The following is a 19,954-nucleotide window of genomic DNA, read 5'->3' as shown; positions in this document are numbered from 1 at the left end:
CGGTCAGTGCCAGCGGCGGAAAATCAACGAGGTGTTGACGCCACCAAAAGCGAAATTGTTGTTCATCACGTACTCGTGATGCATCTGGCGGAATTCGCCGCGCAGGTAATCGAGCTTGCCGCAGTGCGGGTCGACCTCGTCGAGGTTGAGCGTGTGCACATACAGGTCGCGATTCATCATCTCGATGCTGAACCATGACTCCAGCGCCCCGCAGGCCCCCAGCGTGTGGCCGAGGAAACTCTTCTGCGAGCTGATCGGCATGTGTTCGCCGAACAGACTGCTGGTCGCCAGTGTTTCGGCAATGTCGCCCTGTTCTGTAGCGGTGCCGTGACCATTGACGTAACCGATGGCATCCGGCGACAGCCCGGCGTCTTCCAGCGCCAGTTCCATGGCGCGGCGCATGGTGATCTGCTCGGGGCGAGTGGTGTGCTGGCCGTCGGCGTTGCTGCCGAAACCGACGATCTCGGCGTGGATCCGCGCCCCGCGCGCCAGCGCATGCTCCAGCTCTTCAAGCACCAGCATGCCGCCACCTTCGCCGATCACCAGACCGTCGCGGCCCTTGTCGTACGGACGTGGGCTGGTCTGTGGCGCGTCGTTTTTCAGGCTGGTGGCGTACAGCGCGTCGAAGACCATGGCTTCGGTCGGGCACAGCTCTTCGGCACCGCCGGCGAGCATCAGTGGCAGCCGTCCGAACTTGATCGCTTCATACGCGTAGCCGATGCCCTGACTGCCGCTGGTGCAGGCGCTGGACGTCGGGATCAGGCGCCCGGTGAGGCCGAAGAAGATGCTGATGTTGGCCGCGGTGGTGTGCGGCATCATCCGCACGTAGGAGTTGGCGTTGAGGCCTTCGGCCACCGAGTTGAGCAGCATGTTGCCGAACGCCTTGATCTCGTCGGTGCTGCCGGTGGATGAGCCGCAGGCCACACCCATGCGTCCGTCCTTGATCGATTCGTCACCGAGCAGGCCGGCGTCAGCCAGCGCCTGTTCCGCCGCACCCACCGCCAGCCGTGACACCCGGCCCATGCTGCGCAGTTGCTTGCGGGTCCAGTGCGGCGGTACGACAAAATCATCGATCGGCCCGGCCAGGCGGGTGTTGAGTTCGCTGAAGCGGTCCCACTCGTCCATGCGGCGGATGCCGCTGCGGTTGGCCGCGAAGTTGCCGGCGATGGTCTGCCAGTCGCTGCCCAGCGAGGTGATGCCGGCCATGCCGGTGACGACAACGCGCTTCATCAGCACAAGCCTCCGTTGACCGCCAAGACCTGGCGGGTGATGTACGAGGCTTCCGCCGACATCAGGAAATTCACCGCAGCAGCGACCTCTTGCGGGGTGCCCATGCGTTGTGCGGGGATCATTTTCATCAGCTCTTCCACCGGCACGTTTTCGTCGAGCATCGCCGTGTCGATCAGGCCCGGCGCGACGCAGTTAACCGTGATTTTGCGCTTGCCCAGTTCAATCGCCAACGCTTTCGCCGCACCGATCACCCCGGCCTTGGAGGCGCTGTAGTTGACCTGGCCACGGTTGCCGATCAAACCCGACACCGAAGTGATGCAGACGATCCGACCGGCGGCGCGGCGGCGGATCATCGGCATCATCACCGGGTGCAGGACGTTGTAGAAACCGTCGAGATTGGTGCGCAGCACCACGTCCCAATCGTCATCGCTCAGCGCCGGAAACGCGCCATCGCGGGTCAGGCCGGCGTTGAGCACCACGCCGTAATAGGCACCGTGGGTTTCGACGTCGGCTTCGAGAATGGTTTTGCAGGTTTCGCGGTCGGCGACGTCGAATTGCAGGATGCGCGCGTTGCGGCCCAGCGCTTCGACTTCGGCCTTCACCGCTTGGGCTTCAGCCACGCCGCTGCGGCAATGCAGGACGATGTCGTGCCCGGCCTGCGCCAGACGCAAGGCAATGGCGCGGCCGATGCCACGGCTGGAGCCGGTGACCAGTACGGATTCAGTCATCGTTCGACTCTCTGTTTTGTTCAAGGTATTGGCTGGGCTGCGGCGGGCGGAACACGTTCAAGCGGGCGCTGGCCTCGATGCCGGGGGCGTTGATGTGGCATTCGAAAACACCCATGCCGTTGTCGTCTTCCAGCGAACGGATGCCGTGGATGGTCAGTTCGCTGCCGGCCGGAAACGCCTCGACGTTGCACTCGAATTTGCGCGTGCCGAGGAGGAAGCCCAGCTCCACCGGGTTGCCCTTCTGCCGTGCATGGCAACCGGCGAACGCGGCGACGCTCTGCGCCATCAACTCGATGCCGACCCACGCCGGCAGGCTGCCGTCGGGCAGGTTGAACAAGCCATCGGGCTTGACCGTGAGGCGGGTGCGGATCTGCTCCTCGTCGAAGCTGAGGATGCGGTCGAGCAGAATCATGTCGCCAGCGTGGGGCAGCAGTTCGGCGAGCGGCCAGTCGTTCATGGGGCGTCTCCGATAATCAGGCTGACGTTGTTGCCGCCGAAGGCAAACGAGTTGCTCATCAGGTAGCGGGGTGCAATGGACGACAGGCGTTCGCTCGCGGTCACCCACTTCAGCGCCGGCAAGTCGGGGTCGGGCTGGGCGTCCCAGACGTGTGGCGGCAGGGCGTGCTGCGGGTTGTCGGCGCTCAGGCTCAGCCAGCAGAACGCCGCTTCGAGGGCGCCGGCAGCGCCGAGGGTGTGGCCGGTCATCGGCTTGGTCGACGAGCAGGCCACGCCGTCGGGGAACAGCGTGGCGACCGCCAGACTTTCCATCGCATCGTTGTGCTGGGTCGCGGTGCCGTGCAGGTTCAGGTAGCTGATTTGCGCCGCTTTCAGCTGTGCGCGGCTCAAGGCTTTCTGCATCGCTTGCAGGGCGCCGCGGCCGCTCGGTTCCGGCGCGGAAATATGGTGCGCGTCGGAGCTGGCGCCGCTGCCGAGCAGGGCAATGGCCGGACCGTCGCTGCGCTGCTTGCTCATAAGGAACAGCACCGCCGCTTCGCCGATGTTGATGCCGTTGCGGTTGGCCGAGAACGGATTGCAGCGCTCGTCGGACACCGCTTCCAGCGCGCTGAAACCGTTGAGCGTGAGTTTGCACAGGCTGTCGACCCCGCCGCACAGCACCGCGTCGCACAGGCCCAGATCGAGCAAGCGCTGCGCGCTCATCAACGCCCGCGCACTGGACGTGCAGGCGGTGGAAATCACGTAGGTCGGGCCGCTGAGTTGCAGCCAGTCGGCGAGAAAATTCGCCGGGGCGCCGAGTTCCTGTTGCCGATAGTCGTACTCGGCCGGGAACTGCCGCTCACGAAGGTAGTGCGCCAACCCGCGACTGGCTTCGTCGATCCCCGAGGTGCTGGTGCCGAGCACCACGCCGATGCGCGCGCGACCATAGGTCTGGATCGCCCGGTCGATGTCCTCGCGAATCTGCAGCGCGGCTTCCAGCAGCAGTTGATTGTTGCGGCTGCTCTGATCGGCCAGTTCGGCCGGAATCGCCGCCAGCTCACCGTGCACCGCCGCCACCGGCAACTCACGCCCGGCCACCCAGCCGGACTCGCGGCGCATGCCCGAGCAGTCACCGGCAAACAGGTTGTGCGCGACCTGGTGCTTGTCGCGGCCCAACGCGCAGATCACGCCGAGGGCATTGAGGTAGGCAGTCATGGCGTCGGTTCACCGAGAGGAGAAACCCGATAGTGCGGGCCTTGGGGCAGATTCAATTGGAAACTCAACGGTTGTGCATAACGGATCGTCCAGCGCGGCGCCAGCGTGCGTTGCTCGCCCTGCTGCTGCGCGGCGGGATAATTGCGCGCCAGTTCGCCGGAGGGGGTCAGGGCGAACAGCAACGCGGCAAACAGCTCCCGGGCCTCCGGATTGGGCGGCAGCAGCCCGTCGGCCAGCCAGCGACCGTCGATCAGTTGCTGACGCGCCTGGGGGATGCCTAGCGGATCCATCATCGACCAGCGGATGCCGGAGCCTTCGCGCTGGATCACCAGCAGCCAGTCCTGACGTTGATTGGCCTGATTACGTTCGATGTGCAATTGCAGCGGTAACGGCAGCGTCGGGTTGCTCGCGGGCAGCGGCGCCTGGTTGGCGCATCCACTTAGCAGGGCCGTTAGCAACAATACCAGCCACACCACAACCCCTGTGGGAGCGGGCTTGCTCGCGAAGGCGTCGGCACATCCGACATCAATGCCAACTGACCCACCGCTTTCGCGAGCAAGCCCGCTCCCACAGGTTAAGTGTTGCATCAGCAAGCCCCTGCCAATGGTTTTCGGGCAACGACATTCACCAACGTTTCCTCACGCTCGCCAAACGGCTTCGGCCGGCGCAACCCGAACCGCTCCAGCAAGCCGAAATCCTTCGAACGACTCCACCACAAATACGGGTACGAGACATTGCGTTCGCCAAACTCGAAACCCTGCTGGCGAATCATCTCCAGGTACTGCGCCGCGCTCTTCTGCACATGCATCGGATGGCGGAACAGCCAGCGAATCACCCAGGTATCAATGTAAGCCTCGGTGGACTCGGCGAACAGCAGATAACCGCCCGGCTTCAGTACGCGGTAGAACTCGGCGAGGGCTTTTTCCTGTTCGACCAGATGATGAAAGGTCTGGTGGCAGAACAGCAGATCGACACTGGCGTCCGCCACGTTGAGCGTCGCGCAGTCACTGCCGATCAGCTCCACGTCGAAGCCCTGACGCGCCGCTTCTTCGGCGCTCAATTCAAGGCTGTGCGGATCGGCATCGACACCGATCAAGCGCTGCGGGGCGAAGGTCTGGCGCAAATGCCGGAACGACTTGCCCTGACCACAACCGGCATCCAGCAACACCGGACTGGCCGGCAGCGACTCGCTGAACAGCCCGCGCAAATCGTTGATCGCCACGCGCAACACGTGGTGCTGCCAGGTGTGACTGCGCAGGAACCAGAAACCGAAGCGGGTTTCCTCGACGTAGCTGTCGCTCAAGTAATTCATGGGGCGTCCTTTGCACAGAGTTCGGAAATCATCTTCAACCGGCGGCGCGCTTCGCTGACGAACGGGTTGCGTTCATCCCAGGCGTAGCCGGCGAGGATCGAGCAGATCATTCGGCGAATGTCCGCCTGACTGTCTTGATAAAAAATCACGTCCTGAAAGGTGCCGGCATACCAGCCTTCGACGTAGCAGCGGAAGGTGTCGACCCCACGTTTGAGCGGTTCGGCGAACTCGCGCTGCCAATCGACGGTTTCGCCCTGCAACTGCCGGTGCAGGACGGCGGCGGCCATGCTCGCCGAACGCATGGCGATGGTCACGCCGGAGGAGAACACCGGGTCGAGAAACTCCGCGGCGTTGCCGAGCAGGGCGAAGCCCGGGCCATGCAGGGTTTTCACATTCGCCGCATAACCACCGAGGGTGCGCGCCGGGGTGTCCCACACCGCGTTGTTCAGCACGCCGGCGAGGCTTGGGGTTTCGGCGATGAAGCCGCGCAGGCAGGCGTCCAGATCGCTGTCGCGACCCTTGAAGTGTTCGGCGGCAGCGACCACGCCCACCGAGCAGCGCCCGTTGCTGAACGGGATCGTCCAGAACCAGATGTCGCGGTGCTCGGGGTGGGTGGTGACGAGGATCTTCTCGCGGTCGAAGGCCGGGTTGTCGATGTGATCTTCAACGTGGGTGAACACCGCCTGGCGCACCGGGAAATTCGATGGCGCTTCCAGCTCGAGCAAACGCGACAGCACGCGCCCGTAGCCGCTGGCGTCGAGCACGAAATCCGCTTCGACGCGGTACTCGCTGCCGTCCTCGCGCAGCACGTCGAGCTGCGGTCTGGCGCGGTCGAAATCAACGCGGACGATGGCGTCACCGTAGCGGATTTCGGCACCCTGCAATTCAGCCTGATCGGCCAGCAGCTTGTCGAAGTCGGCGCGCTGCACCTGGAATGTGGTCGGCTTGCCTGCGCTGAAGGTGTCGCCGAAATCGAAGGCGCTGTAGCGCTCGCCCCAGGCGAACGCAGCACCGGTCTTGCGCTGGAACCCGGCGGCGTTGACGGCGTCGAGCATGCCGGCCTCTTCGACGAAGTCCAGGCAATGGCTGAGCAGGCTTTCACCAATGGAAAACCTCGGGAAGTGCTGGCGCTCGAGCACCAGCACATCGTGGCCCTTGCGCGTGAGCAGCGCGGCGGCGATGGCGCCGGACGGGCCGGCACCGATGATCACTACCTGACGACGTTGCATTTCAACGGTTGGCACGTGAACTCCCGGGCGCAGTGGCGGTGGTTTTCAGGGGCGCGCGGTGCAGGCCGATCAGGGCCGGCAACAGCGTCGCGATCAGGCCCATCAGCATCAGCGCGAAGTACAGCGCCGGGCTGATGAGCTGTTGTTGCAGCAGCAGGTTGAGAAAGACGATTTCACTCAGCCCGCGAATGTTCAGCAGCACGCTTTCACGCCAGCGGCTGGCGCCTTCGAACGACGCACCGGCCCAGCCCAGCCCGAGCCAGTTGCCGAGCAGTTTACTGGCGATCGGCAACAGCAGCAGCGCCGCCCATTGCGCCGCGCCGAGACTGGCGAGGGCGCTGTGCACGTCAATCTGCACGATACCGAAGGTGAGGATCAGCGGGATCGCGATCCATGTCTGCAAGCGGCTCATCCACCGCGCCGGCAATGGCAGCACCAGCGGCACTTTCAGCAAGGCCATGCACAGCAGATAACCGATGCCGAAAATCAGCGCGTTGAGTTTGTAGTGCTCGGCCAGCACCAGCAGCGCAAAGAAACCGAGGCTGTAGGTCAGCGGTCGACGCACGCGCAGCAGACTCAACAGCAGCGGCACGCAGGCCAGTCCCAGCGGCAACAACAGGCTGCTCAAATGCAGACTGCCCTGAGCGACACCGAACAGCGTCCAGCAGGTCAGGTCGATGAGGATGGCGGTCTGCACCAGACGCCGGGTGGCGGCGGGCGGGTAGTCGATGTGACGCAAATACAGATACAGCACCGGAATCGCCGTGATCGCGAACACCAGCCCAATGGCCAGCGAGTTCAGCCACGGTTGCGCTGGCAGCAACCAAGCGGCGGCCGCCAGACCGGAGGCAAATGGCACGGCAAAACTCGGCACGGCGATTTTCACGCTCTGGCGGTCCAGCCGCAGGTCGATCACATCACTGAGAATGTGCCCGAGCAACAGCGCGAAACTCAGGCTGTAGAGGTCTTTCAGCCACACCGGCGCAATCAGTTCGGCACCGCTGAGCTGCCAGCCCGGTTCGATCCAGAAATACATCAGCAGCGGCAACCCGAAGCTGGCCAGCAGCAACTGGCTGACGATCGGGATCAGGCCGAAATGCCGACCGATACGGGTCGCCACAGCGAACAGCGCCAAGGCCATCAGCCAGAAGCTGACGACCATCACGCTGCCGGCTCCACTACTGCGGCGCGGTGGACGTGACGTCCGGCCCACGGCGCCAGAATGAAGCTGAACGCCAGCCCCAGGCTCACCGCCAGGCCGAAATTGCTTACCGCCGGCGTGCTCGACACTGCCAGCAAACCGAACGACAGCCAGGTCGTCAGCGCCGCCAGCAAGGTGCCCAGCAAGCTGACAGCCGCACCGCCGACCTGCTCACGCATGAGGATCGCGTAATCGACGCTGATCGCCGTTACCAGCAGCAGGCCGAACAGGCTGAACAGGGTCAGCGGCTGACCGAGCCAACCGAGGCTGGCAAGGCTGCACAGCGCTGCCAGCAGCGGCAGGGCGACGATGCGCAAGGCGCCACCGAAACCGAACGGCACGATCAGCACCAGCACGATCAATACGCAGGAGGCGAGTTTCAGTTCGGCGGCGCTGATCTGGGTCGCGGCGAATACGTTGTTCAATTCGCCGAGACGATCCACCAGCATCACCCCCGGCAAGTCCAGCGCCTGCACCCGCAGCAGTGACGGATTGTTCAGGCCTTGCAGGCTGGTCATCGCCGCCACGCCGTCAGCGGTCGGGCCGAGCCACAGCGTACGGTAAGGCTCGCCTAACGGCCCGGCCAGTGCCGCGTCGATGTCTTCGGCAGGCAGGTTCTGCAACTGCTGCAACTCGGTTTGCAACGCCGCGAGCGGTACGCCGAGCTCGAGCAGTGGCTGCCAGTATTGCGGCAGTTTGCTCAGCGCTTCGCGAACCTGCTGTTGCTGGCTCGGCGGACTGAGCAGTTGATCGAGGGCCAGATAGCCTTGCAGTTTGTCGAGGTTGACCAGTTGCTGCAGACGCTCGCTCAACGCGGCCTGACGCTCCAGCAGTTGCTGCTGATTGGCGCCGCGCACGAGGAAGAACTGGCTGGTCGGCTGATAGCCGGTGATGCGTGCGATGGTCTGCGCCTCATCGGTCAGGCGTTGTGGCGCACCGACCCACTGGCGGATGTCATTCTTGCTTTGCAGCTGCACCAGACCGCCAGCGCAGAACGCGATCAGCAGCGCCAGCAGCACCGGGGTGCGAACGTGTTCGAGCAGGGTTTCGCGCAGCTGCACCAAGCGCTCGGCCAGACGCAGCGGCCATTGCGCCGGTTGCAGCTCAACGTTTTTCAGCAGGGCCGGCAGCAGGCACACCGCCGACAAATAAGCGCCGAGCAAGCCGGCGGCGGAGAACACCGCGATTTGTGTCAGCGCCGGGAAGGGCGTCCAGGCCAGCGCCAGATAACCGATGGCGCTGGTGATCAGGCTCAGCGTCAGTCCGGAGAGGGTCAGGCGCAGCGCCGGCCAGCTGCGCCACGGCTTGAGGCTCCAGCTTTTCGACAGATAGTGCAGCGGGTAATCCACCGCCACGCCGATCAGGCTGGAACCGAGCACCAGGGTCATCACATGCATGTGGCCGAACAGCGCCACGCAGGCCACCGCACCGAACAGCATGCCCACCAATACCGGCACGAACGCCAGCAGCACCCGCCAGCGGCGAAACGCCAACAGCAGCAACAACAGAATCCCGAGCGTGGCGCCGCCGCCGACCCAGGTCATTTCGCGGGTGGCTTGCTGCTGACCGTTGGCGGCGTACAGCAGACCGCTGGCAGCCAACAGTTGTACGTCGGATTTCGCCGCCTGCTCGCGACTGTGCTGCAGCAGATCGGCGACTTTCAGCGGCAGGTTCATGTCGAAGGCATTGCCGGTGGTGCGCGCGCGCAGCAGCACCCAGCGCTTGCCGTCGGCATCGGCGACCAGTGCGCCGCTGCCGATGTCCAGTTGCACCGCGCCGTGTTTCGGCTGGCTGTTCTGGATGCGTCCGGTCAGGCCCAGCCAGTCGTCCTGGCTCGGTACCAGGGTGAAACCGTTGAACGGGTCGAACAGCGCTTGCACCCGTTGCTGAATGAACGCATCGGGATGCTCGCTCAGCAGTTGCCGGTCATCCGCCGAGAGCATCGCCAGTCGCCCTTGCAGCAGTTGCGTGCGCAGCGCCGGCAGATCCGCCTGCAGGTTCCACTGGACCTTTTCGAACAGACCGCTGGCCTGCCATTGCTCGCCCAGAGTCTGAGCCATGGCCACCGCTTGCTGGCGATCGGCGTGGCCGACCAGCACCAGCATTTCCCGATTGAGCGGCTCCTGCATGCGCTGTTCGGCGCGCAGTTCGAGGGCGTCAGGGTTGGTCCCGGGCACCAGCTCCATGAGGTTGGCCGACAGCGGCGCACCGTCGCGCCACTGCCACCCGGCCAGCGCGACGACCGCCAGCAGCAGGATCAGGAACAGCCACGGCAGCCTGCTTTCACTCGGCAAAGTCATGTTGCTCCGCTTCGCTCAACGGTTGACCGGAGGTACTGTCCTGCATGCGCAACACGGTGCTGTCGCCCTGGGTTTCCAGCAGTTCGATGGTCTGCACCAGCTCACCGCCGTCGATATTGATCTGATTGAACACTTGCTTGAGCAGCACCGAGCGCGGGGTCAGGGTCAGTTTCCACTGCTGTGCGTCGCCGCTCAGGGCCAGTTCGAAATCCCGCTGCAAGCCGCTGCTGTCGCCTTGCAGCACGGCGAGGAACAAACGGTTCTGTTCGGCACCGGCGCTCTTGTTCGGCAGCAACTGCCAAGCGTTGCCGTCACGACGGGCGATGCCGTTGGCGGTGATGCGGTAATCCTGTTGCAGCGGGGTCTTGAGCAGCCAGAGCAGGCCGTGATTTTTCGCCAGGACGAAGTTGCCCTTGCTGATCAGCGGCTGAGGCAGCGCGCGCAGGTGTTTTTCCTGAATGAACTGGCCGTGGATCACTTCCGGTTTCGCCAGTTGTTCGCTGAGCTGTTGCAGGTCGAAGGCGTTGGCCAGCGTCGACACGGCGAGCAGCGCCATCGCGCCAAGGCATTTGCAGAACAGGTTCATCGCAGCATCCTTTCCACCGCATCGGTGAACACTTTGGGTGAGGCCAGTTGCATCTCGCGGCTGCTGATCTCGACCGCCACCTGCACCGAGCTGGCACGGGTCAGGCGCTCACCGGTCTGCAGGTCGGTGATCAGATAATTGATCTTCAAGCGGTTCTCCCACTCCACCAGACTGGCGCGCACGTTCAAGCGCTGGCCGAACACCGCGCCGCGCACATAACGCAGTTGCAGGTCGATGATCGGCCACGCGTAACCGGACTCGGACATCTGCGTGTAGTTGTGGCCGATCTGGTCGAGCAGCGCGCAGCGCGCCACTTCCAGGTATTTGACGTAATGCCCGTGCCAGACCACGTGCATGGTGTCGACGTCGAAAAACGGTACGAGGATTTCCGTGTCGGCGTGCAGCACTCCGGCGCTACGCATGCAGCCTCCAGTGTTGCTCGGCGATACGTTGCAGACACAGGCGCAATTCGCCTTCGAGTGCACGGTCTTCGATGACCGGCGGGAAGTCCTTGGCCAGCTCTTCGTGCATGGCGGCCAGCGAAGGTGGCAGCGCGCGTGCGTCTTCATCGCGACCACGCAGCCAGACGCCCTGATTGGCCGCGAGCAACGTGGCGGCGGCGACTTGTTCGGTCAGCTCCAGCACGCGAATCGCGTCACGGGCGGCGATGGTGCCCATGCTCACCTTGTCCTGGTTGTGACACTCGGTGGAGCGTGAGAACACGCTGGCCGGCATGGTGTTTTTCAGCGCTTCGGCGGTCCAGGCGCTGGTGCCGATCTGCACGGCCTTGAAGCCGTGATTGATCATGGCGCGATCCGCCGGGGCGCCGGACAGGTTGCTCGGCAAACCGTGGTTGTAGCGCTCGTCGACCAGCAGCGCGAGCTGCCGGTCGAGCAGGTCGGCGACGTTGGCCACCAGATTTTTCAGGCTGTCCATGGCGAACGCGATGTGCCCGCCGTAGAAGTGCCCGCCGTGCAGCACGCGTTCGGCTTCGGCGTCGATGATCGGGTTGTCGTTGGCGCTGTTGAGTTCGGTCTCGATGAACGCACGCAACCAGTTCAGGCTGTCGGCCAGCACCCCGAGCACGTGCGGGGCGCAGCGCAGCGAGTAGCGATCCTGCAGGCGATGCAGCGGCGCGGTCGGCGCGTCGATCGCCAGATCCTTGCGCAGCCACGCGGCGACTTGCATCTGCCCCGGATGCGGCTTGGCGGCGAACAGACGCTCGTCGAAGTGTTCCGGATTGCCTTGCAGCGCGACCACGTTGAGCGCGGTGATGCGCGTGGCCAGTTGCAGCAGATAGTCGGCGCGGGCGAAAGCCAGGCACGCAAGACCGGTCATCACCGCCGTGCCGTTCATCAAGGCCAGCGCTTCTTTCGGACGGAGCACCAATGGCGTCCAGCCCAGTTCGCGATGCACGTCGGCCGCTTGCCGGCGTTCGCCACGGAACAGCACTTCGCGCTCGCCGGACAGGGTGGCGGCAACATAGGACAGCGGCGTCAGATCGCCGCTGGCCCCGACCGAACCTTCCTCGGGGATCAGCGGCAGGATGTCGTGTTCGAGGAAGGCGTGCAGGCGCTCCAGCAGTTCGATGCGCACCCCGGATACGCCGTGACACAGCGACTGCAAACGCGCCGCCAGCACGGCGCGGGTGGCTTGCGCGTCGAGCAGTTTGCCGAGTCCGCAACCGTGGAAGGTGTAGAGATGACGCGGCAGTGCCTCGACGTGATGCAGCGGCACCGCGACCACGCAGGAATCGCCGTAACCGGTGGTCACGCCGTAGATCACGCCTTCCTTGTCCAGCAGCGAGTCGAGGAACCGTGCGCCTTTGGCGATGCGCTCGCGGTAAGCGGCGTCGCTCTGCAACTGCACGGGCGCCTGACGGTTGGCCAGGGCCAGCACGTCTTCGATGCGCAAAGGGCGTTCGCCGAAGGTTACCGGCTCATGGGTTGGCGTCGTCATCGGTCTTCCAGAAAGGGTAAAAGTTGAACCATTGGTGCGGGGCTTCGAGGCAATAGTGACTCAGGCGCTGCGCGTAGCGGGTGGCCCACTGATGAATGACCTGCTCGCGCTCGCGGCGCGTCCAGGTCACGCTGTCGGCGAACGGCTCGAGGGTCAGGCGATAATGGCCGTCCGGTTGTTTCAGGCACATCAGCAGATTGACCGGACACTTGAGCAAACCGGCCAGCAGCCACGGACCTTGCGGAAACGCTGCCGGGTGGCCGAGAAAATCCACGCTGACGCTGCGCCCGCCGTGCAACGGCACGCGGTCGCCAGCAATCGCCAGCCACTCGCCGCGCTCCAGGCGTTCGTGCAGTTGCAGCATGATTACCGGGTCCAGTTCGCTGACCTGAATCAGGCGCAGATTGGTCGCCCCGGCCTCGCCCAGCAAGCGATTGAACTGCTCGGCGTGCTTGGTGTGCACCAATACGTTCATGGTGACCTTTTCGCCAATCTCCGCCAGCGCCCGGCACACCTCGAGGTTGCCCAGGTGCGCGCCGACCAGCAGTTGCCCGCGACTGCCGCGCAACTGATTGCGCAGCAATGCCGGGTCGATGATTTCGATCTGCTCGATGCGCAGCTTGCCGTTCCACACGTCGAGCTTGTCGAGCAGTGAATCGGCGAACGCCATGAACTGGCGGAACACCCGCCAGTAACTCGGTCGCAATTCGGCACGCTGGCTCCAGTCGGCCAACCGTTGCTGGTATTGCCAGGCACTGTTGCGCGCGGTACGGCCGAACAGGAAGAAGTACAGGACGATGCCGTACAGCAGCGGACTGAGCAGACGCCGGCCAAGCACCTTGGCGGCGAACGCGGTGAATTTCATCAGCAGGAAGCTGCCGCGTTCTTCGCGGTCGGCCCAGTGCTTCTTGTCGGTCTCGACGCTCATGTGCGCCACCGGCGCCAGAGGATGACGGGCAGGCGCAGCAGCATGCCGAAGAACAACCGGGTATGCATGCTGGAAATCAGCGCGTTGTCATGGAACAGACGGAAGTGCGAGACGCCGTCCAGCGGGTAATGCACGCTGGTCTGCAGCCAGCGCATCGGCTGGTTGCGCCACGCCAGGCGCACGAGGATGTCGGAGTCGAAATCCATACGCTTGCCGACCCGCGCCGAGTCGATCACCGCCAGCGTCGGGGCCAGCGGATAGACGCGAAAGCCGCACATCGAATCGCGGATCTGCAACGACAGCGTGTTGATCCAGACCATCACGTGGGTCAGATAACGCGCATACAAACGGCCATTGGGCACGCTCTCGTCGAACAGCGGATAACCGCAGATCATCGCCTCCGGGTGGGCGCGGGATTCCTCGACGAAACGGGCGACGTCGTGCAGGTCGTGCTGGCCGTCGGCGTCAACTTGCAGGGCATGGGTGAAGCCCAGACGAGCAGCTTCGCGCAGGCCGGTCATCACCGCGCCGCCCTTGCCCTGATTGAGGGTCAGGCGCACCAGATGCACGCTTTCGCGTTCGGCCAGCGCATCCAGCACTCGCGCGCAGGACGGGGTGCTGGCGTCGTCCACCAGAATGCACGGCAGCCCTTGGGCGAGCAGCGCGTCGACCACGGTGCCGATCGCGGTTTCATGGTTGTAGACCGGAATCACGGCGCAAGGGTTATGCATTGACGACATCCCCACTGTGGCGAGGGAGCTTGCTCCCGCTCGAGTGCGCAGCACTCGCTCGCAGTTTTGCGTGAACCGAGTTTGGGGCCGCTTCGCAGCCCAGCGGGAGCAAGCTCCCTCGCCACAGGTTATGCATCGGCGGCTCCTAGCAGGATTCGTCCGCTGGAGCAGGTCGCGGTGTCGTTGCGGTAGGCGAAATACAGTTTGCCGCGCTCGGGATCGAAACGCAGGTGCAGCTGGATTTCATCGCCAGGGCGCACCAGTTGCTGGAATTTCAGCACTTCCATGCCGGCAAATTTGCCGGCCAGGTTCAGCAGTTGTCGGCCAAGGTTCAGCGCCCATTCGACCTGTACCACACCGGGCAGCACCGGGGCCTTGGGGAAGTGGCCGCTGAAGTAGGCCAGGTCCGGCGGAACACTCAATTGCAGGCTCCACTCGCCGTCGGTTTCGACCTGCTCCAGCACTTCCGGAGTTTTCGGCCGTGGCGCCAGCAGCAGGGCTTCGATGTCGGCCTGCGGCAGCTTGCCCTGGCTGTTCAGCGGCAGTTGCCGCACCAGACGCCAGCGCCGGGGCAAGGCCAGCGCCTCGCAATGCTGGCTCAGGTGTTTGCGCAGGGCTTCGGTCAGGCTGCGACGACCGTGTTCGCGCAAGGCAAACAGGCCGGCGTCGCTGAGCACCAGCAAGGCGCCAAGTACCGCGCGGTTTTCCTGAACCACGCCCAGCCGTGCTTCGGCGACCCACTCGTGGGCGACCAGTGCCTGTTCGAGCATCGGCAGGGAGATGCGCTTCTCTTCGAGTTTGACGATACGGTCCAGCCGCCCGAGCAGTTCGAAACGCCCGTCGGCAGCGATACGCGCGGCGTCGGCGGTGTGCTCGACATGCCCGGCCGGCAGGTAGGGCGAGGCGATCAGCAGGGCGCCGTCGCTGTCCTGGCTTAGCTCAACCCCGGCGAAGGGCTGCCACAGACTGGCGCCCTGACGCCAGGCGATACCGCCGGTTTCCGAGCTGCCGAGGATTTCGGTCGGCCACTGTTGCAGGCGTTGCTGCAGGCTCTGTGCCGCGTCTGCGGGTAAAGCGCCGCCGGAGGAAAACACCCGGCGCACGGCGCTCAGGGCCGGCCAGTCGAGGTTGTCGCCCATGCGTTTGAGCAGTGCCGGGCTGCCGACCCAGGCGAAGGCCGGGTGTTCGCGGCTGGCGCGCTGCAGGTCTTCCGGGAACGCCAGTTGCCTGCGCACGAACGGCCGTCCGGCGCACAGCGGCCACAGCACCCGGAACAACAAACCGTAGATGTGCTGGGTGGCGACGCTGCCGATGATCCAGGCTTCTCCCAGATCCGCGCCCCACAGTTGCTCCAGTGCTTCGACCTCGTTGGCCAGTTGGCGCAGAGTCTTGTCGATACGCTTGGGCTCGCCGCTGGAGCCGGAGGTGCACAGGCTCAGGCGGCACTGCTCGAGGTCGAGTTCAGCACCGGGCAGGGCCGGCTGCAGCAGATCGCTCAAGTGAGCATCATCGGGGTGATCGCTCAACCACAGATCGACCTCACTCGACCAGCGCTGGCGGGTCTGCGCTTGCAGGTCGGAGGGCAGCAGGACGGCGACGCCCGCGCGCCAGGCGCCGAGCAGGGCGATGGCGAGGTCGGCGGCATCTTCCAGATGCACCGCCATGCGCTGCACGCCGCGTGCCTGCAGGCCGGCGGCAACGCTCAGCGCCTGCTCGCGCAGTTGCGTGTGGTCGAGCGCCGGGGCGGCGCTGATTGCGCGCTCCGGCAGGGCCTTGAGCAACAGTTGCTCAAGTTTTATCCAGTTCATTTACGGCCTCTTACCCGTTGTCGTATCAGCCATTCAATGGCAAACATCAGGCCGATCAATCCGTAGGAGATCAGGCCGGTGTACAACATCCACCAATCCAGCGGCGCCCACAGGGTCAGGAGCGCGGCGCACAAACCGTTGCAGAAGAAAAACACGCTCCAGGCCACCGTGACCTGGCGGGTGTAACGGATCGCTTCGGGCGGCAATTGCGGCTCGCGCAATCGCGCCAGACGCTCGACCATCGGCGGCCCGTATTTCAGGCTCAGGCTGAACAGCACCAGCATGAAGCCGCTGATCAGCACCGGATACCAGCGCAGCAACAGCGGACTGTCGAACAGCGCCAGCAGCAGGCAGAACCCGATCGCCACGCAGGCCATCCAGCGGCTGCCGGGCTTGCGTTCGCCGGTCAGCGCGCGCGCCAGCCACAGCCCGCCCAGCAGCAGTCCGAACTGCCACGGGGCGAAGTGCTCCATGCCGAAATACACCGCAAAGGGGTACAGCAGCCCCGCCAGCAGCAGGCCGAGGCCGATCAATCGGCTCATGCGGCCGGTTGAACCAGACGGTAGACCGCCTCGACCACGTCACCGACGGTGCGCACCGATTTGAATTCTTCGGCGGCGATTTTCTTGCCGGTCTGGCGTTTGATGTGATCGATCAGGTCGACCGCGTCGATGCTGTCGATCTCCAGATCCTGATACAGGTTGGACTCCAGGCTGATCCGCGCCGGATCCAGTTCGAACAGCTCGACCAAGGCATCGCGCAGGGTGTTGAAAATGTCGTCACGAGTTTGCATGGTCCGGTCTCAAGCTGCCTGTTTTGCCGTGACGAACGCCGCAAGGCTCGCCACATTGGTGAAGTGGTTACGGGTGTCTTTGGCGTCGGCGTCGATCTTGATACCGTACTTTTTCTGGATCGCCAGACCCAGTTCCAGTGCGTCGACCGAATCCAGGCCCAGGCCTTCGCCGAACAGCGTCTGCTCGTCGCCGATGTCGTCGACGCTGATGTCTTCGAGGCCCAGGGCGTCGATGATCAGCAGTTTTATTTCACGGTGCAGATCGCTCATCTTCGGCGAGCTCCTTAATGTAGTAAGAGTGCAAATAATCATTGAGCTTGCGCGAGGCCTGCGGTGCCGGGCCTTGCGTGGCGAAAGTCTGTGGATCTATATCGGCCCCGACACGAAAACTGAAGTGCACGCGGCGGTGGGGGATGCGATACCAGGGTTCGGCCTTGGTCAGGGTGGTCGGATTGACCTTGATGACCACTGGCGTAAGGATTTTCGCACCGCGCAGGGCAATCGCTGCAGCCCCCCGATGAAAGGCTGGCGCCTGACCAGGTTGAGTGCGCGTGCCCTCGGGGAAAATGATCAGGGTCTGGCCGTTTTGCAGGGACTCGGCGGCACCGTCGAGCATGTCCATGCTGCCGTCGTTGCTGATGTATTCGGTACTGCGCAGCGGGCCGCGGGTGAAGGGGTTTTCCCACAGGCTTTTCTTCACCACGCAATTGGCCTGGCGCACCAGGCCGATCAGGAACACCACGTCGATCAGCGACGGGTGGTTGGCGATGATCATCTGCCCTGGACGCCCGAGGCGTTCGGCCCCTTGAATGTCATAAGTCAGCACACCGGTGCGGGCCATGAACCGCACGAAAAACCAGAACAGCCGACTGACGGTTTGCCGTGCGCGTTGACGATGCCTGAGCGCGTCACCCGGCAGACAGCCGAGCAGCGGAAATACCAGCAAGCGCAGGCACAACCCGCCGAGCCCGAACAGGGTGAAACTGGCGGCGGTGGCCAGCAAGCGCCAGTAATAGGCGTCGCGGTTCTTCTCGGTCACGGGTTGCGTTGCCAGGTCCATACACGATTTTTCCAGGCATGTTGGCAATGGGTTTGCTGACCGAGCAGGGCGCGCAACAGATTCAGCGCGTGTGGCCAGTGCGCTTTGGACACTGTTTCCTGGCCGCTGTTCAGGGTCAGCCGCCAGTCGGTACCGGGGGTGAGCAGCAGACCCAGCGCATAAGGGAACGGTACGTCGTCGACCCACTGCAAATAGGCCTCGGGCGGCTGTTCTTCGGTGATGATCAGCAGAACCGCGGGAGCGCCTTCAGCGAGCAGGGCGGAGGCTTCGATGATGCCGTGTTCCAGGCCATCGCCTGCGGCCGCCAGTGCAGTCATTTCGCTGTTTTCACCGCGCATGATCGACCACAGACCAATGATCGCGTTGTGCACCGACAGGCTGAACTGGGTCGGCGACAACGGCTCGTCCTTGGCCAGATCACTGAGGATCTCGAAGGTGCGCGGGGTTTCGCCGTGTCGTGAAACAAACACCAGCGGCAGGTTTTCCCGTCCATCGGCCAGCGGCCAGCCGACACTGAACGCCATCCGCGCCAGACGGCTGAGGCGTCGGCGCTGCATGGCTGGCAGAAACGACACATCGGGCGCGGCATCGCTGCTCGGGAGTACGACCGGTTGTCGGCTCCAGGCCTGCCACGCGTCCACGCTGTCGAGCCCCGGGGCCCACGCGCGCCATTGGGCGATGTTGAAGTTGATCACGGATGTTCATCCCGCCCCTGCGGGCTTTTATGACGCTTTGAGTCGCCAGGGCCGCGGCTGACCTGAGGTGGCGCATGGCGCCGGGTGGCGCGCATTATCCCGGTGCGACGAGTGTGTAGCAAATGTTGGTTACGTTTTACGCAACGAAATGTACCGAGTGGTTCGTGGAAAAAATGTCATTTGGCCATTATCCGGATCGTGCGGGATTTGTCTGTCGGGCATATCAGCGCACTCGGGAGGTTTTTACCCGCCGTGCCCGCTGATTTTTGCGCCTGACTCTGTAGTCCGCTTCGTTGAAGGTAGCGAAGCGCACGCACAGGCAACTACACTCGGTCATTCTTTGATACACGGAGGTTTTGTCATGCGGCGCGTGGTGTTCAATCAGAAAGGTGGCGTGGGCAAATCCAGCATTGCCTGCAATCTGGCAGCGGTGAGTGCCAGCGAGGGCTATCGCACGCTGTTGGTCGACCTCGATGCCCAGGCCAACTCCACTCAGTACCTGACGGGGCTCACCGGCGATGACATACCGATGGGCATTGCCGATTTCTTCAAGCAAACCTTGTCATCTGGGCCGTTCTCGAAGAAAAACCAGGCCGACATCTACGAAACCCCGTTCGACAACCTGCACATCATCACCGCTACCGCTGAGCTGGCCGACCTGCAGCCCAAGCTTGAGGCCAAACACAAGATCAACAAGCTGCGTAAGTTGCTGGACGAGTTGTCGGAAGATTACGACCGGATCTACCTCGACACGCCGCCGGCGCTGAATTTTTATGCAGTGTCGGCATTGATTGCCGCCGATCGTGTGCTGATTCCCTTCGATTGCGACAGCTTCTCGCGGCAGGCGCTGTACGGCCTGCTGGCGGAGATCGGAGAGTTGAAGGAGGACCACAACGAAGGTCTGGAAGTCGAAGGCATCGTGGTCAACCAGTTCCAGGCCCGGGCCAGCCTGCCGCAGCAGATGCTTGATGAGTTGATCGCTGAAGGTTTGCCGGTGCTGCCGGTGTACTTGAGCAGCTCGGTGCGCATGCGCGAGTCGCACCAGGCCAGCACCCCGCTGATCCACCTCGACCCGCGGCACAAGCTGACGCAGCAGTTCGTCGAACTGCACAACCTGCTCGAAGACCATTGATCCCTGAGCTACTCAGATCACCTGTAGGAGTGAGCCTGCTCGCGATGGCGTCCTGTCTGCGAGCATCTGAGTTGCCTGAAAAGACGCCATCGCGAGCAGGCTCACTCCTACAATTGAATTTGTGTTGGGTCAGATGCCCTGGCTACGCAGCCACGCCATCAACTGTGGCAACGGAAACGCCCCGCTCTGGCGCGCCACTTCCCGACCGTTCTTGAACAGAATCAAACTCGGAATCGAGCGAATCCCCAACTGCGCTGACAACTGCTGATTGGCCTCGCTGTCGAGCTTGGCCAAGCGGCACTTGCCCGCCAACTGCGCGGCCGCCTGCTCGAATACCGGCGCAAAGGACTTGCACGGCCCACACCAGTCCGCCCACACATCCACCAACAACGGCAGATCTCCTTTGATCTGGCTGGCGTAGTCGCCTTGCTCGAGTTCGAACGGCTTGCTCAACAGCACCGCGGACTTGCAGCGCCCGCATTTCGGCTGATCGCCCAGGCGTTCGGCGGGGATGCGGTTGAGGCCGTTGCAGGCGGGGCAGGGGATGAGGAGTGGAGTGGTCATGACGGGCTCGGTTTAAGTTGATATCTCGTACGACTGATCTGGAGTCGT

The 19,954-nt window shown here is 63.8% G+C and carries 22 protein-coding genes; 1 reads left to right on the top strand and 21 read right to left on the bottom strand.

Annotation, left to right across the window (positions count from 1 at the left end; translation table 11 throughout):
- Nucleotides 1-3 precede the first annotated feature (3 nt).
- From KCG87_RS05025 to KCG87_RS04930, 20 genes are all read right to left on the bottom strand, one after another.
- Nucleotides 4-1,230 carry a beta-ketoacyl-ACP synthase gene (locus tag KCG87_RS05025; RefSeq protein WP_210556772.1) on the bottom strand — a complete coding sequence of 409 codons (1,227 nt, stop codon included), beginning with the start codon at nucleotides 1,228-1,230 and terminating at the stop codon, nucleotides 4-6.
- Nucleotides 1,230-1,958, bottom strand: coding sequence for a 3-oxoacyl-ACP reductase FabG (fabG, locus tag KCG87_RS05020; RefSeq protein ID WP_003220919.1), 729 nt, complete (start codon nucleotides 1,956-1,958; stop codon nucleotides 1,230-1,232). The genes KCG87_RS05025 and fabG overlap by 1 nt, the downstream gene beginning before the upstream one ends.
- On the bottom strand, nucleotides 1,951-2,415 hold the full coding sequence (locus KCG87_RS05015; protein WP_098966833.1) for a hotdog family protein: 465 nt from the start codon (nucleotides 2,413-2,415) through the stop codon (nucleotides 1,951-1,953). The genes fabG and KCG87_RS05015 overlap by 8 nt, the downstream gene beginning before the upstream one ends.
- Nucleotides 2,412-3,608: a beta-ketoacyl-[acyl-carrier-protein] synthase family protein gene (locus tag KCG87_RS05010; protein WP_210556769.1), complete on the bottom strand. Its 1,197-nt coding sequence runs from the start codon at nucleotides 3,606-3,608 to the stop codon at nucleotides 2,412-2,414. The genes KCG87_RS05015 and KCG87_RS05010 overlap by 4 nt, the downstream gene beginning before the upstream one ends.
- Nucleotides 3,605-4,195 (bottom strand): hypothetical protein, encoded by a 591-nt coding sequence (locus KCG87_RS05005; RefSeq protein WP_210556766.1) that lies wholly within the window; start codon nucleotides 4,193-4,195, stop codon nucleotides 3,605-3,607. Before KCG87_RS05005 ends, KCG87_RS05010 begins: the two co-directional genes overlap by 4 nt.
- Nucleotides 4,195-4,920, bottom strand: a complete 726-nt coding sequence (locus KCG87_RS05000; protein WP_210556764.1) for a class I SAM-dependent methyltransferase — start codon at nucleotides 4,918-4,920, stop codon at nucleotides 4,195-4,197. Before KCG87_RS05000 ends, KCG87_RS05005 begins: the two co-directional genes overlap by 1 nt.
- Nucleotides 4,917-6,164: an NAD(P)/FAD-dependent oxidoreductase gene (locus KCG87_RS04995; protein WP_098966841.1), complete on the bottom strand. Its 1,248-nt coding sequence runs from the start codon at nucleotides 6,162-6,164 to the stop codon at nucleotides 4,917-4,919. The genes KCG87_RS05000 and KCG87_RS04995 overlap by 4 nt, the downstream gene beginning before the upstream one ends.
- The gene (locus KCG87_RS04990) at nucleotides 6,151-7,314 is read right to left on the bottom strand and encodes a sodium:proton antiporter (protein ID WP_210556762.1); all 1,164 of its coding nucleotides are present in this window, start codon (nucleotides 7,312-7,314) and stop codon (nucleotides 6,151-6,153) included. Before KCG87_RS04990 ends, KCG87_RS04995 begins: the two co-directional genes overlap by 14 nt.
- Entirely contained in the window at nucleotides 7,311-9,650 is a 2,340-nt protein-coding gene (locus tag KCG87_RS04985) for an MMPL family transporter (protein ID WP_210556760.1), read from the bottom strand. The genes KCG87_RS04990 and KCG87_RS04985 overlap by 4 nt, the downstream gene beginning before the upstream one ends.
- A complete protein-coding gene (locus tag KCG87_RS04980) occupies nucleotides 9,634-10,236 on the bottom strand; it encodes an outer membrane lipoprotein carrier protein LolA (RefSeq protein ID WP_096794707.1) in 603 nt (200 codons plus the stop codon). The genes KCG87_RS04985 and KCG87_RS04980 overlap by 17 nt, the downstream gene beginning before the upstream one ends.
- The gene (locus KCG87_RS04975; protein ID WP_027611337.1) at nucleotides 10,233-10,658 is read right to left on the bottom strand and encodes an acyl-CoA thioesterase; all 426 of its coding nucleotides are present in this window, start codon (nucleotides 10,656-10,658) and stop codon (nucleotides 10,233-10,235) included. Before KCG87_RS04975 ends, KCG87_RS04980 begins: the two co-directional genes overlap by 4 nt.
- Nucleotides 10,651-12,195, bottom strand: a complete 1,545-nt coding sequence (locus KCG87_RS04970) for an aromatic amino acid ammonia-lyase (protein WP_097087039.1) — start codon at nucleotides 12,193-12,195, stop codon at nucleotides 10,651-10,653. The genes KCG87_RS04975 and KCG87_RS04970 overlap by 8 nt, the downstream gene beginning before the upstream one ends.
- On the bottom strand, nucleotides 12,176-13,123 hold the full coding sequence (locus KCG87_RS04965) for a glycosyl transferase (RefSeq protein WP_166495971.1): 948 nt from the start codon (nucleotides 13,121-13,123) through the stop codon (nucleotides 12,176-12,178). Before KCG87_RS04965 ends, KCG87_RS04970 begins: the two co-directional genes overlap by 20 nt.
- Nucleotides 13,120-13,854, bottom strand: a complete 735-nt coding sequence (locus KCG87_RS04960) for a glycosyltransferase family 2 protein (protein WP_134785262.1) — start codon at nucleotides 13,852-13,854, stop codon at nucleotides 13,120-13,122. Before KCG87_RS04960 ends, KCG87_RS04965 begins: the two co-directional genes overlap by 4 nt.
- Nucleotides 13,855-13,982: 128 nt before the next feature.
- Nucleotides 13,983-15,662 (bottom strand): acyl-CoA synthetase family protein, encoded by a 1,680-nt coding sequence (locus tag KCG87_RS04955; RefSeq protein ID WP_135294799.1) that lies wholly within the window; start codon nucleotides 15,660-15,662, stop codon nucleotides 13,983-13,985.
- Nucleotides 15,659-16,204 (bottom strand): hypothetical protein, encoded by a 546-nt coding sequence (locus KCG87_RS04950; protein ID WP_135294800.1) that lies wholly within the window; start codon nucleotides 16,202-16,204, stop codon nucleotides 15,659-15,661. The genes KCG87_RS04955 and KCG87_RS04950 overlap by 4 nt, the downstream gene beginning before the upstream one ends.
- Complete coding sequence (locus KCG87_RS04945; protein ID WP_003220947.1) at nucleotides 16,201-16,455, bottom strand: acyl carrier protein; 255 nt, start codon at nucleotides 16,453-16,455, stop codon at nucleotides 16,201-16,203. Before KCG87_RS04945 ends, KCG87_RS04950 begins: the two co-directional genes overlap by 4 nt.
- Nucleotides 16,456-16,464: 9 nt before the next feature.
- Nucleotides 16,465-16,725, bottom strand: coding sequence for a phosphopantetheine-binding protein (locus KCG87_RS04940; RefSeq protein WP_007967290.1), 261 nt, complete (start codon nucleotides 16,723-16,725; stop codon nucleotides 16,465-16,467).
- The gene (locus tag KCG87_RS04935) at nucleotides 16,706-17,515 is read right to left on the bottom strand and encodes a lysophospholipid acyltransferase family protein (protein ID WP_098966859.1); all 810 of its coding nucleotides are present in this window, start codon (nucleotides 17,513-17,515) and stop codon (nucleotides 16,706-16,708) included. The genes KCG87_RS04940 and KCG87_RS04935 overlap by 20 nt, the downstream gene beginning before the upstream one ends.
- The gene (locus tag KCG87_RS04930) at nucleotides 17,491-18,210 is read right to left on the bottom strand and encodes a beta-ketoacyl synthase chain length factor (protein WP_098966860.1); all 720 of its coding nucleotides are present in this window, start codon (nucleotides 18,208-18,210) and stop codon (nucleotides 17,491-17,493) included. Before KCG87_RS04930 ends, KCG87_RS04935 begins: the two co-directional genes overlap by 25 nt.
- Before the next feature lie 361 nt (nucleotides 18,211-18,571).
- Between KCG87_RS04930 and KCG87_RS04925 the strand changes: the two genes are divergently transcribed.
- Nucleotides 18,572-19,342 (top strand): ParA family protein, encoded by a 771-nt coding sequence (locus tag KCG87_RS04925; protein WP_098966861.1) that lies wholly within the window; start codon nucleotides 18,572-18,574, stop codon nucleotides 19,340-19,342.
- A 129-nt stretch (nucleotides 19,343-19,471) separates the two neighbouring features.
- Here KCG87_RS04925 and trxC read toward each other — a convergent pair whose 3' ends face one another.
- A complete protein-coding gene (gene trxC, locus KCG87_RS04920) occupies nucleotides 19,472-19,906 on the bottom strand; it encodes a thioredoxin TrxC (protein ID WP_098966862.1) in 435 nt (144 codons plus the stop codon).
- Nucleotides 19,907-19,954: the final 48 nt, after the last annotated feature.

The sequence above is a fragment of the Pseudomonas sp. MWU347 genome (assembly GCF_017947305.1).
GTDB lineage: Bacteria > Pseudomonadota > Gammaproteobacteria > Pseudomonadales > Pseudomonadaceae > Aquipseudomonas > Aquipseudomonas putida_A.
The sequence above is the reverse complement of the archived record's forward strand: the minus strand, read 5'-3'. Positions and strand labels throughout refer to the sequence as shown.

Coding starts and splice junctions, on each gene's coding strand:
- KCG87_RS05005 (WP_210556766.1), bottom strand. CDS start 4,195: ATGCAACACTTAACCTGTGGGAGCGGGCTTGCTCGCGAAAGCGGTGGG.
- KCG87_RS04960 (WP_134785262.1), bottom strand. CDS start 13,854: ATGCATAACCCTTGCGCCGTGATTCCGGTCTACAACCATGAAACCGCG.
- KCG87_RS05025 (WP_210556772.1), bottom strand. CDS start 1,230: ATGAAGCGCGTTGTCGTCACCGGCATGGCCGGCATCACCTCGCTGGGC.
- trxC (WP_098966862.1), bottom strand. CDS start 19,906: ATGACCACTCCACTCCTCATCCCCTGCCCCGCCTGCAACGGCCTCAAC.
- KCG87_RS04940 (WP_007967290.1), bottom strand. CDS start 16,725: ATGAGCGATCTGCACCGTGAAATAAAACTGCTGATCATCGACGCCCTG.
- fabG (WP_003220919.1), bottom strand. CDS start 1,958: ATGACTGAATCCGTACTGGTCACCGGCTCCAGCCGTGGCATCGGCCGC.
- KCG87_RS04980 (WP_096794707.1), bottom strand. CDS start 10,236: ATGAACCTGTTCTGCAAATGCCTTGGCGCGATGGCGCTGCTCGCCGTG.
- KCG87_RS05010 (WP_210556769.1), bottom strand. CDS start 3,608: ATGACTGCCTACCTCAATGCCCTCGGCGTGATCTGCGCGTTGGGCCGC.
- KCG87_RS04925 (WP_098966861.1), top strand. CDS start 18,572: ATGCGGCGCGTGGTGTTCAATCAGAAAGGTGGCGTGGGCAAATCCAGC.
- KCG87_RS05015 (WP_098966833.1), bottom strand. CDS start 2,415: ATGAACGACTGGCCGCTCGCCGAACTGCTGCCCCACGCTGGCGACATG.
- KCG87_RS04975 (WP_027611337.1), bottom strand. CDS start 10,658: ATGCGTAGCGCCGGAGTGCTGCACGCCGACACGGAAATCCTCGTACCG.
- KCG87_RS04965 (WP_166495971.1), bottom strand. CDS start 13,123: ATGAGCGTCGAGACCGACAAGAAGCACTGGGCCGACCGCGAAGAACGC.
- KCG87_RS04985 (WP_210556760.1), bottom strand. CDS start 9,650: ATGACTTTGCCGAGTGAAAGCAGGCTGCCGTGGCTGTTCCTGATCCTG.
- KCG87_RS04950 (WP_135294800.1), bottom strand. CDS start 16,204: ATGAGCCGATTGATCGGCCTCGGCCTGCTGCTGGCGGGGCTGCTGTAC.
- KCG87_RS04955 (WP_135294799.1), bottom strand. CDS start 15,662: ATGAACTGGATAAAACTTGAGCAACTGTTGCTCAAGGCCCTGCCGGAG.
- KCG87_RS04945 (WP_003220947.1), bottom strand. CDS start 16,455: ATGCAAACTCGTGACGACATTTTCAACACCCTGCGCGATGCCTTGGTC.
- KCG87_RS04935 (WP_098966859.1), bottom strand. CDS start 17,515: ATGGACCTGGCAACGCAACCCGTGACCGAGAAGAACCGCGACGCCTAT.
- KCG87_RS05000 (WP_210556764.1), bottom strand. CDS start 4,920: ATGAATTACTTGAGCGACAGCTACGTCGAGGAAACCCGCTTCGGTTTC.
- KCG87_RS04970 (WP_097087039.1), bottom strand. CDS start 12,195: ATGACGACGCCAACCCATGAGCCGGTAACCTTCGGCGAACGCCCTTTG.